This is a genomic window from Nostoc sp. (assembly GCF_036916735.1).
Lineage (GTDB): Bacteria > Cyanobacteriota > Cyanobacteriia > Cyanobacteriales > Nostocaceae > Nostoc.
The window spans coordinates 91,050-102,093 of sequence record NZ_JBALFV010000097.1 but is presented as its reverse complement, the minus strand read 5'-3'; the positions used below and the strand labels follow the sequence as shown (position 1 = coordinate 102,093).

8 protein-coding genes are annotated in these 11,044 nt (G+C 42.1%); 4 read left to right on the top strand and 4 right to left on the bottom strand.

Going from position 1 to position 11,044, the window contains the following annotated elements:
- Positions 1-935: 935 nt before the first annotated feature.
- The gene (locus tag V7L20_RS22490; protein ID WP_334746212.1) at positions 936-2,885 is read left to right on the top strand and encodes an amino acid transporter; all 1,950 of its coding nucleotides are present in this window, start codon (positions 936-938) and stop codon (positions 2,883-2,885) included.
- A gap of 1,094 nt (positions 2,886-3,979) precedes the next feature.
- On the opposite strand, the gene V7L20_RS22485 is transcribed toward V7L20_RS22490, so the two are convergent.
- The 3 genes from V7L20_RS22485 to V7L20_RS22475 form a co-directional block, all read right to left on the bottom strand.
- Positions 3,980-4,864: a hypothetical protein gene (locus tag V7L20_RS22485; RefSeq protein ID WP_334746211.1), complete on the bottom strand. Its 885-nt coding sequence runs from the start codon at positions 4,862-4,864 to the stop codon at positions 3,980-3,982.
- A 70-nt stretch (positions 4,865-4,934) separates the two neighbouring features.
- Complete coding sequence (locus tag V7L20_RS22480; protein WP_334746210.1) at positions 4,935-5,528, bottom strand: DUF1517 domain-containing protein; 594 nt, start codon at positions 5,526-5,528, stop codon at positions 4,935-4,937.
- A gap of 58 nt (positions 5,529-5,586) precedes the next feature.
- On the bottom strand, positions 5,587-7,164 hold the full coding sequence (locus tag V7L20_RS22475; protein WP_334746220.1) for a pentapeptide repeat-containing protein: 1,578 nt from the start codon (positions 7,162-7,164) through the stop codon (positions 5,587-5,589).
- A 70-nt stretch (positions 7,165-7,234) separates the two neighbouring features.
- On the opposite strand from V7L20_RS22475, the gene V7L20_RS22470 reads away from it, so the two are divergent.
- A complete protein-coding gene (locus tag V7L20_RS22470; RefSeq protein ID WP_334746219.1) occupies positions 7,235-8,074 on the top strand; it encodes a prephenate/arogenate dehydrogenase in 840 nt (279 codons plus the stop codon).
- Between the two features lie 119 nt (positions 8,075-8,193).
- Positions 8,194-8,484: a hypothetical protein gene (locus V7L20_RS22465; protein WP_334746209.1), complete on the top strand. Its 291-nt coding sequence runs from the start codon at positions 8,194-8,196 to the stop codon at positions 8,482-8,484.
- Positions 8,485-8,633: 149 nt separating this feature from the next.
- Here V7L20_RS22465 and V7L20_RS22460 read toward each other — a convergent pair whose 3' ends face one another.
- Positions 8,634-9,146, bottom strand: coding sequence for a DUF3122 domain-containing protein (locus tag V7L20_RS22460; RefSeq protein WP_334746208.1), 513 nt, complete (start codon positions 9,144-9,146; stop codon positions 8,634-8,636).
- A 916-nt stretch (positions 9,147-10,062) separates the two neighbouring features.
- Between V7L20_RS22460 and V7L20_RS22455 the strand changes: the two genes are divergently transcribed.
- On the top strand, positions 10,063-10,983 hold the full coding sequence (locus V7L20_RS22455) for a polysaccharide deacetylase family protein (RefSeq protein ID WP_334746207.1): 921 nt from the start codon (positions 10,063-10,065) through the stop codon (positions 10,981-10,983).
- The last annotated feature ends 61 nt before the right edge of the window (positions 10,984-11,044 follow it).

Sequence of the window (11,044 nt, the reverse complement as noted above, 5' to 3'; positions counted from 1 at the left end):
AAAAAAACTTATGGTTATCAAGAAAGAGATGAAGTTAAACGACAATAATTTCGAGAATATATTCAGAAGTATCAACAAGAGTCAATCGTCTATATCTAAATCAAGCAATTAATTCGTCGCTTTTACCTGGCTTGCAACTTCGCTTAGATGATATTCTCCTACGTTGAATGCATGAGAAAGTTGAGGTGCGATCGCATGAAGCGAGATTATGATTCTTAAGGGTGTGTCGCCAGCTTGAACTCTATCAGCAGAAGTGCGTAAGTGTAGGCCGTCGTAGACTTCGCCTGTAGTAAAGTATTAGATGTGATCGCCTGTTTTAAACTTCTCACTAGAAGTGCGATCGCATAAAGCAAGAGTATGATTATTAAGGGTGCATTGCCTGGTTTAACTCTATACCACCAAGTACGTAAGTATAATGAGCAACCTTCCCAATCTGAAAAATTGACACTGTTTGAAAAGTCGCAAAGTATACTATAAACCCCGCTTCTATTTCTTTCCCAAAAGGAAATGATGCTTTGAAACCCCCATTCTCTTGTAGGGAAAGCTCGCTCCGTAGGTCAGGTTTACGCGGCTAAGATGTTACCAAAAATACTTTTTAAACATTCTTTTACAACAACCTCTTAGGACAAATTTGCTAATTGCGTAGCTGCCTTATTTAGCAGTGCCCTTTTTTTAGAACTGATGCAGCTTGAAGGTGCAAACAGTGCTAAAGGGTTAAACCGAAAATATACGGATACAGTATTTATTATTTATATACTGAAGTCTGCAATTTAACTTAATACGCTAGACGGCTACAAACAGCTACGATATATTTTGCAAATCGAACAGGATGCTTAACATACAATAATAATGCTATACCTTTGTAGTTGAAAATTTTAATAAACCACAAAGGCTTAAAAATCACAAAGCCGACTTTTGCAATACAACCGTATTTGATGGCTAAATCAATTGTTTCAACAAAACGCCTCAGCAGACAGTTCATCCACTGGTTGCTTGAAGAAGACCGACGAGAGAAGGAAAGACCTCACCGCAAGCAAGAAATACATCGCCAGCATCCTTGGTGGCAAGTGATGTGCTTGACTGGTGTAGATTATTTCTCGACTCTTGGCTATCAACCTGGGATTGCAGCACTGGCAGCTGGCGCTCTTTCTCCTCTGGCTACCCTGATTCTGGTTTTGCTGACGCTCTTTGGAGCATTGCCAATCTATCGGCGCATTGCTGCCGAAAGCCCTCATGGTGAAGGGTCGATCGCAATGTTAGAGCGTTTGCTCCCTTGGTGGCAAGGCAAATTACTTGTACTGTGCCTACTAGGCTTTGTGGCAACCGACTTTATTATTACCATTACCCTGTCGGCTGCTGATGCTACAGCCCATATCATCGAAAATCCGCTGGCTCCAAATTGGCTTCACAATCAGACGATTGAAATCACCCTGGTATTAGTTGCATTACTAGGTGCAGTTTTCCTCAAAGGTTTCCGAGAAGCAATTGGTATTGCAGTAGTTTTGGTGGGAGTTTATCTGGTGTTAAACTTCATTGTCGTTGGCGTCGGTGTATATCAGATCCTAACTCACCCGGGAGTGATCGCTAACTGGCAGACTGCACTTTTTGCAAGCCATTCCAACCCTTTGATACTAATCGGTATCGCTCTTTTGATATTCCCCAAGCTAGCACTGGGATTGTCAGGCTTTGAGACTGGCGTGACCGTTATGGGTCTGGTAAAAGGGAGCAGCAGTGAGGACACTCAAGAGCATTCCAAAGGGCGGCTTCGGAATACACGCAAGCTGCTCACCAATGCTGCTGTGATTATGAGCTTCTTTTTGCTTACTACCAGCTTTATAACCACTTTACTGATTCCAGCCGCAGAATTTGCATCTGGGGGGAAAGCCAATGGACGGGCCCTAGCTTACCTGGCGCATCTATATCTAGGCAATGGCTTTGGCACAATTTACGATTTAAGTACTATTTCAATTTTGTGGTTTGCAGGTGCATCTGCAATGGCAGGGTTGCTGAATATTGTGCCTCGCTACCTACCACGCTATGGCATGGCACCCAATTGGGCCCGAGTAACACGACCTTTAGTGTTAGTCTACACAGTGATCGCTTTTGTGGTCACAATTATCTTCCGGGCAAATGTGGAAGCCCAAGGTGGGGCTTACGCAACTGGTGTGCTTGTGTTGATTACCTCAGCTGCCTTTGCCGTCACCCTATCAGCTCACCGTCACAGACAGAAGCGGGCAAAACTCGTCTTTGGAATCATCACACTGTTGTTTATATATACTACTGTTGTCAATATCATCGAAAGACCAGAAGGTATTAGGATTGCTGGGTTTTTCATCGGGGCGATCATTTTTACCTCGCTGGTTTCTCGTGTTTGGCGTTCAACGGAACTGCGAACAGAGCGGATCGAAGTTGACGAACTTGCTGGCCAATTCCTTGCCGAAGAAAGCCAGGGAGCGATCAGGCTGATTGCTAATCGATTGAATAAGGGCGATGTCCTAGAGTATTTTATGAAAGAGAAAGAGGTACGCGAGGACAACCATATTCCACCCAACGATCCAATTCTGTTTCTAGAAATTAAGGTATCCGATGCTTCGGAATTTGCGGATGTGATCAAAGTAAAAGGGGTGCAAGTTGGTGATTACCGCATCCTCCGGGCTGAGAGTGCAGCAGTACCTAATGCGATCGCGGCTTTACTACTCTATATTCGTGACCAAACAAATAAGATTCCCCATGCTTACTTTGGCTGGGTTGAGGGCAACCCCATACAATATTTACTGCGTTTTATCTTGTTTGGGGAAGGTGATATTGCTGTAGTCACCCGTGAAGTACTCCGTCGGGCTGAAAAGAATCCCAATAAGCGTCCTGGCGTTCATGTCGGGGGGTGAGGAAGAAAGGAGAGCAGGGGAGGCAAAGGGAGCAGAGGGAGCAGGGGGAGGTAGGGGAAGAGAAAATTTATAGCGATTCTCATTTGAATGAGTACTGGTGAATGGGTACTGGCTAGGGACACGCCATTACCGTGTACCTACGAGTATCTGTATTATCTGGATTGGGATATAGTGAAGCTCACATAACTTCAGGAGTACTCACAATGAATCAGATACAACTGACTTTAAGTATTGTTTACCTATTCATGACATGCTATTTTCTAAGCAATTGGTTAATATTTTCTCTACGTCATCCTACTTCTACTCCAGAAGATAAATTGTTATCAGGTGTGATGTTTTTGGTAACAACTATCTTCTGGCCTCTGATGATTCTAATGTCTTATTTAGAAATGTTTCAAAAAAAGCAAATAGATTTTAATAAAATGGTTCCTGTTCTCTTAGCAATATTTGTATTTAGTATTTCATATTATTTAACCGAATAATTCATAATTAATTCTCACAAATTGCATATATAGCATTCCTAAATCATTTGTGAAAATTATATATCTCTTCCTTTTTTCCTTTGCGTCCTTTGCGGTAGCCTGCGGCAAGCCGATGCAGCGTTTACGTTTTTCTTTCTTATCCTTAAACATGGTTTAGCGCATCTTCATACAGAATTGGCATAACGAGAGGCTGCGCCATCGCGTAGCGTTCTCTAGTGAAGGAAAGGCGGTTCGTTTCCTTATCTATAATTTTTCACAACTCATTTAGGATTGCTATATATAAAGAGAAGCCGGAAACTCACAAGTCAAGTCTCCGACTTCTTTATACACCAGACTACCTTTACTTCTTAGGCAGTCTATTGATTGAATTTGGAATTTTTCAACCTAGTTTGGCGTTGAAGTTGTATAGCTTCTATCAAGCAGCGCAAATGGAAGTCTAAATCTAAATCCCTGTCACAAAACATAATTGCTTAAAGCCTGCGGCATAGCTTTGCTTATAGCGAAGCGGGGCGTAGCAAGAGTAGGAATTGCTCTTTTCTCTACGAGACGCTTTGCAAACGTAGCAGGGCATTCGCTTTTAGCGTCTCCAAGAGTTGCCCATTGCGAATTGGTTTAACGGCGTCTGCTGCCGAAACCAGTTGAGCGGCGGGGTGCTGAACTACGCCCACTACCAAAACTACTACCAGAATCGCGTCTAGGTGAAGTGGCTCTGCCAGATGGCCGTAACGTACTACCACCAAAACCAGAACCAGAAGGACGGTTATTACCTGTAGTGCTACGCGGTGTGTTACGTATAGTTGAATTTCCTGGATATGACCTTCTAATTGTTCCTGTACTGCGAAATGCAGTGCGATTTGTCACTGCTGCTGGTGGTGCATTATAGCGAGTTTGGTAGCTCTCAACTGCTTGGCCATAGCTTCCGCCATATCCACCGAAGCCAGTTAATCCTCGGCCTGATTGATAGACAGGGGGTACATAATATTGGGGTCTAAACAACATACTACCAATTGCCTGACCAGCCAAGCTACCAGCCACAGATCCAGCAAATGGTGCCCAGAAGCTATTTTCTCGACGAACTACAACAGTCTCTTGTTGTCCTGTTTGAGGATTAGTTTTATTTTCCGTGACGTTGTGGACGTACTCAATTTTAAAGTCTTCCGTCAGATATAAAATTGGTTGACCTTTTTCTATCTTTAGATAAGTTTTCTTACCCTGCTTGATTTCATCATCACTTAACCGTGCCATTTGCAAATTTTCGGTTGCAAAGGTTGGGGGGTTATTGTTAAGTAAAAACAAGCTGTATTCACCAGTTGCATCGTCATAAGTAGCTTGTTGTATTTGATACTGACCGTCACTTAGCTTCGTGTTAGTAGAGTTTTGACTAACGTTCCTAGCTGGGGGATTAGCTTCGTTTCCCCCACCACAAGCAACAGTTGTCATACACAAACTCAGAGCTAAAAAAACGGCTGTAAATTTACGTACTATCGTCATGATCATTGGATTATTGTCCTATCTCTGAGCTTAACAATTTCTGGATGTGAGTAGTAAGTACGGACTACCCAACATATTATAAAGGAATCAATTCCGGGTAATATTGCAACAGTTGATCGCTAGTGAGTTCATCACCTAATTGTGCTGGTGAAAAATGTACCTGGATTGCTCTAAATCTATGTTTATAATGCAAATTTATCAATGCTTTGAAGCCTTCCTTAAGTGCCTGTACGTTAGAAAGATCAGTTTCTAACTGTGGTACTTCTCCTTCATAAGCTACTGTAATCATCACAATGACGTTGCGGGTTACAGGTATAGATAAAGGCTCGTTCAATCCAGAGTCAGAACTGTAACCTAGATCGCTAAGATATCTTTGGGCAGAGTCAGTAAATAATTCATTCACATAATCTCCTGCCTCGCCTTCATCAAAAAATACATCACCTTCGTTGGCAGCAGAAAGCCAATATTCATCGTATTGCAGCAAGGTTTGGCTAATTTCTACCAATCCTTCTCCCAAAACTTCTAAGTTGCCATCGGCATCGATCGCATCTCGTCCAGCACTATTTAATACTCCCAAAATTGGTGCTACCTCGCCTCCTCCTAAGTGCAGAAATAGGCGAAAGACTACATAGCGAGTTCGACCGATCATTTTATTAAAGGTATCGCGCATTCTTTCCTCCAAAATTCATTTGTCATTTGTCATTTGTCTAATGCCTAATGCCCAATGACTAATGATTAATATAGTGAAATCCTTTGACAAAATCTATAACCATATTTAACGAAGGCAATATATATTTTATTGGTTCACTGGATATATCATCATAAGCTGAAGCAGCATTGAGAGCGGAGCGATTAATAAATCTTTTTCCAAATAGAGGATTGTCATGAACAATCAAAGTGTGGGCGCTGGAATTCGTTAAAATTATTTGGCTAGGTGCTTTACAAAAATTTAACTTTGCAGCTACTTCAATATTTTTTTTCATCTGTTTAATGGTTGTAGCCTGACTCATCGCTTGCTCTACAAGAATATTTAATTCTTTTACGATTTGTGGTGATTTTAGCGATTTTAAATTTTGGTTATCAACAACTTCATTGTTAATCATTTCCATCATCCTGGAAATATTCTTTTGGGTAGATACCGCATCTAGAAAGGGAAGAATCACAATGTAAGCAGTGGGAAATAATGCTTCGTCGCTATCTAGATAAAATGTGAAAACAGTTCGACGGGCCCCACTTTCCATGCTTGGGGGTTGTTTCAGCCCCCGGTATTCTTGAGCAATTTGATAATAAGCACCAGCAAGAGCAAAATTGGCTTCGTGTTCTATAGCTGCATCAACAATAATTCGGATTGTTGGCGGTGTTTCGTTAAAAAAATCTCGTGACTCTTGGGAATGGAAGTTTTGGATAATGGAGCGATCGCCTGCCGGGCTAAGATCAACCCATTCACAAATCATGCCTTCAGTTTTTAAACCAAACCTGGAGGTGGCATAAAGTTTTGCCCCAGTTAATGTTGCTCCTGTTAAGTCAGCACCAATCCATTCCGCTCTGATTAATTTTGTCTGAGTTAAATCGGCGTGGATGAAAATTGTATTCGTTAAATTGGCATTGCTTAAATCTGCACCAATTAAAGTAGCTCCGCTCAATTTTGCGCCGCTCAAATCTGTCCACCGGAGATTTGCGCCGCTCAAATCTGCCCATCGGAGGTTCGCGCCGCTCAAATCTGCTCCGCTCAAGTTAGCATGTCTGAGATTTGCTTGTCTGAGTTCGGCATCTCGCAAATTTGCGCCGCTAATGTCACAACGACTCAGGTCACTGGCATTTAAGTTAGCCATCTCTAAGTTGGCTCCCGTCAAGGAAGCGCCTTTCAATAGGGTCTCACTCAAGTTAGCGTGACGGAGATTGGCTTGGCGGAGTGTCGCCTCCCGCAAATCGGCACTGGTGAGATTAGCCTCCAACAGATCGGCGCGACTGAGGTCAGCACGAATTAATTCAGCGCGGATCAATGAGGTTCCTTTAAGTTGAGCACGGGCCAGATCGGCTCGAATCAAATTAGCGACGTTAAGACTGGCGTTGTTTAAGATAGCGCTACATAAATTTGCGCCACTCAGTCTTGCTACATTCAGCTTGGCATTGCTCAAGTTAGCTTCACTCAGATTCGCGCCGCTCAGGTTGACTATACTCAAATTAGCATCGCTAAGATTCACGCCACTGAGTTTAGCCCCACTCAGGTTAGCTTCTGCGAGGTCAACACCATTAAAGTTTAAGACTCCTGCCGCGTATTGTTCCAATAATTCGTCTACAGTCATCGATGCTACCCCTTGGATGCCAACTTTAATAGTTGGTAAAGTCATAAAAAACGGAATGTCAAAATCAAAAATGAATATTGGGATTTTAGGATTGGGACTGATAGGCGGATCTTTGGGTTTTGATTTGCGATCGCTTGGACATCATATCTTAGGAGTCAGTCGCCGTGAATCCACTTGTCAAAAGGCAGTTGCTCTGGGCTGTGTCGATCAAGCATCTGTTGATCTGAGCCTATTGGCAGCCGCAGAGGTTGTATTTATTTGTACACCTCTAGCGCTTATTGTGCCCCAATTTCAGGAAATGATCGCTTATTTGTCTGCTTCTTGCGTTGTTACTGATGTAGGTTCGGCGAAAGCACAGATAGTCAAGGCGATTTCTCCTCTTTGGGATAATTTTATCGGCGGTCACCCAATGGCGGGAAGAACAGATAGTGGCATAGAAGCTGCACAGCGAGATTTATTTGTTGATAAACCTTATGTACTAACACCGATAACTACAACAAAAACTAGTGCAATTACAGTTGTGGAGGAAATTGTGCGATCGCTTGGGGCTAAAATTTACTATTGTCAACCAGAGCAACATGACCGCGCTGTTAGTTGGATTTCTCATTTACCTGTAATGGTCAGTTCCTCGTTGATTGCTGCTTGTTTGAGTGAAACTGACCCCGATGTTTTGGAATTAGCTCAAAAGTTAGCTAGTTCAGGTTTTCGGGATACCAGCCGTGTGGGTGGTGGGAATCCAGAGTTGGGTGTGATGATGGCCCGGTATAATCGTCAAGCATTGCTGCGATCGCTCCAACAGTATCGTCACAATCTCGATGAGTTGACTAACTTAATTGAGCAAGAAAATTGGGCAGTTTTAGAGCAAAAGTTGAAATCAACCAGAAAGGCACGACCTGATTTTGTTGATTAGTTTTAGGGTGCGTTACATTATTTACAACGCACCTAATACTGCGTAGGTTTTGCCTAAAAAAGCAGATTTTATAGTCACCAAACCGATGTACTATACAGATAAATTTATAAAAATAAACAATGGTAGAACGCCCAATTAAGAAATCGGAACGTCAGTCCCAAGGAAGCACTGACAACAATTCCAAAAATAAGGATTTTATACCTCCTATTGAATCCAACCCTAAAAGCTCAAAACCGAGCCGTAATCGCTCGTCTGACAAGGGTAAAAAAGCATCATCTGGAGAAGAAAACAGGCAGCAAGGGAATCCTGCCCTAGCACGCGGTCCAAAACCTGTTAAACCTCCAGTCAAAGTTAAAACAGAAGAACTTGAAACCGAATCAGAACCTAATTCTGAGGAGTCTCAAGACTAATATTACAAGTGTTGCATGTGATGTGGGAAGCTATCAGCGCATGAAGACTGGGATTTCTAGCTTGAAGGCAGTTATCATACCCCACATCACCATTGGTTTATTTTTATGTTGAATCCTTTTAGATTAAACTTTACCATTGGTGGATACAGTTAATCAATTTCTGTAACTAGTAATTGCCACTCAGTTACTACAGTGTTAGATATATTAAGAACCAATTGCTGTCCACTAGAGAGTGGCACATAGAGTTTAAGTCCATCAGTTGTTGGCAATTTAGGCAAGATATCAGTTAAGTTATATTCGCCTACATTAGGAACGGGTGCATTTAAAGCGTATGCATCCGATGCATTTAGCAATTTTCCTACTGCTGTCTCAATCAACAATGGTTGGGGGTGAACAATTTCAACAACGCCTGGAAAAGCAACCAAGCGCAACCGCAACTCTTTTATCGGACTATTGTAATTCTGTTTGAACAGTAGCACTTGCCAAGCATGTCCTTTTTCATCTTTGATAGATACTTGTGAGTGGTAGCGTAAAACACCAGGAGAATCATGGTGTTGACGCAGCAGTGCTTGTGCTGACTGCATATTCCATCCACATCCAGTTAATGCCAAAAACACAACTAAGGCACAATGCCAAAAATATTGTTGGAATTTTCGCTTCATTTAATACATTTTACAGTACAAATCAGGAGTAGAGCCACGGACGCTTTGCGTCTATGCGGTTCGTTCTCTTACCCCTCAGAATTAATAATATGAAGCATTAATACTAAGGCTGCGATATATACTGGGATAAAAAGCGATGCCTACGATGGGCTATTTGGCGTTCCACAATTTGGCTAACTCTGTTAATTAGTGGTGGATTAACAAGTTTAGGGAACACTAAAAAGTAAATTATCCAATTTTTGGAATCAAAACGATTTTTCCTCCCCCTGTTCCCTACTCCCTTGCCCTAAAAGTGATGAGATATTTTTTTATTTGTCAGTCCCTTAGCTGCTGTATGCAAACTTTTGGTCTCTTTTGTTCACCTACGGACTGGCATTTCTCTTAGTTACGGTTATACTGCCATTATTAGTCGATTAAATCCACTGGGTATTATTTTATTCAGCTTACTAAAAACACTTTTGTACATAAGCGACCAATTAGTGTAGATTAAATTGGGACTTTCTTTAGCTTTAGCTGCGATGTTTCAATGTATTTTATTCTTTTATTCTTTTAGCAACAGATATATTAATTTACAACCAAGTACGAGTGAGGTAACAGGGAATTGGAGAATAAGAAGTAAGGGGGCAGGCAAGGCAAGGGAAGGTAGGGGGGAGATTAACTATTGACTTAATGACCAATACTTCGGCTTACCTCGGCTCTGGTTCCATCGAGCGAACTTGTACTTACCTTGTCCTGAGTTCAGCCCGAGCGGACTTGTACTGAGCGACTTGTACTGAGCGTAGTCGAAGTCAGTCGAAGTAGCCGAGGGGCGTAATTGAAAGGCATAGTCGAAGTAGTCGAGATGTTCGGCACAAGTCGTTCAGTACAAGTGACTAATAACTAATGACTAATGACTAAATATTTAAGGAGATTTAATGTGTCTAATCGAAAATTATCGCTGTTACTAAAGGTAGTAACTGTTATATTGGCTGTTGGTGTCAGTAGTGTAAGTATTAGTCTGCTTGTAGGCATAACTAGACTTGACCAACTGTTGGGAATTCAAAAGCCAAAAGGCGAGAGTGCTAAAACGAATTCAGATAGGGTAATGAGTGCATCTGCTGTGGCTATCACCCTAGCCACAGTCAAGATGAATGAAGTGCCAAAGCCTTTTGAAGGAACAATTGTTTATCAAGCGAAACTAAAAGCAAATGAGAAAGTCATTGCCCTGACTTTTGATGATGGCCCTAGTCCCAAAAATACGGCGCAGATTTTAGAAATTTTAAAGAAAAATAATATCAAGGCGACATTCTTCATGGTTGGGCAAATGGTGAAATATTTTCCCCAAGTTGCCAAGCAAGTGGCTGCTGATGGTCATGTAATTGGCAATCATACATGGCATCATTGGTATTTTCAAATGGATGGAGCCACTGCATCTAGTGAAATTGATCGCACAGCAGACATCATCTACAAGACGACAGGAGAGAAAACGACTCTATTTCGTCCCCCCGGTGGCTTTCTGAATAATGGACTAGCCCAATACGCCAGAAACGAGAAGTACGCTGTCATGATGTGGTCAGAACAGTCGGGAGACGCTGAACGTCGTTCGCCTCAAGTGCCAATGCTGGTAAAAAATGTGCTCAAACAAGCAAAACCAGGTGCAATTGTACTGTTGCATGATGGGGGCGGTAATCGTTCCAAATCTGTCAAGGCTTTACCAGAGATGATCGCAGGTTTGAAGGCCCAAGGCTATCGATTTGTGACGATTCCCCAATTACTGGAAATGCAAGCCCAAGAAGAAAGTGTGGTAACAGCAGTATCATCTGTAACCACAAATCATGAACATCCAAATCATCAGTGATAGGCTAGAGGTAGTTACACTTCTAACTTTGCTGACAATATTGGTCTGTCTGATTAATTTT

Excerpts from the sequence above, each read along its gene's own strand:
- V7L20_RS22485 (WP_334746211.1), bottom strand. The coding sequence starts at position 4,864 with ATGATCATGACGATAGTACGTAAATTTACAGCCGTTTTTTTAGCTCTG.
- V7L20_RS22465 (WP_334746209.1), top strand. The coding sequence starts at position 8,194 with ATGGTAGAACGCCCAATTAAGAAATCGGAACGTCAGTCCCAAGGAAGC.
- V7L20_RS22490 (WP_334746212.1), top strand. The coding sequence starts at position 936 with ATGGCTAAATCAATTGTTTCAACAAAACGCCTCAGCAGACAGTTCATC.
- V7L20_RS22475 (WP_334746220.1), bottom strand. The coding sequence starts at position 7,164 with ATGACTGTAGACGAATTATTGGAACAATACGCGGCAGGAGTCTTAAAC.
- V7L20_RS22480 (WP_334746210.1), bottom strand. The coding sequence starts at position 5,528 with ATGCGCGATACCTTTAATAAAATGATCGGTCGAACTCGCTATGTAGTC.
- V7L20_RS22470 (WP_334746219.1), top strand. The coding sequence starts at position 7,235 with ATGAATATTGGGATTTTAGGATTGGGACTGATAGGCGGATCTTTGGGT.
- V7L20_RS22460 (WP_334746208.1), bottom strand. The coding sequence starts at position 9,146 with ATGAAGCGAAAATTCCAACAATATTTTTGGCATTGTGCCTTAGTTGTG.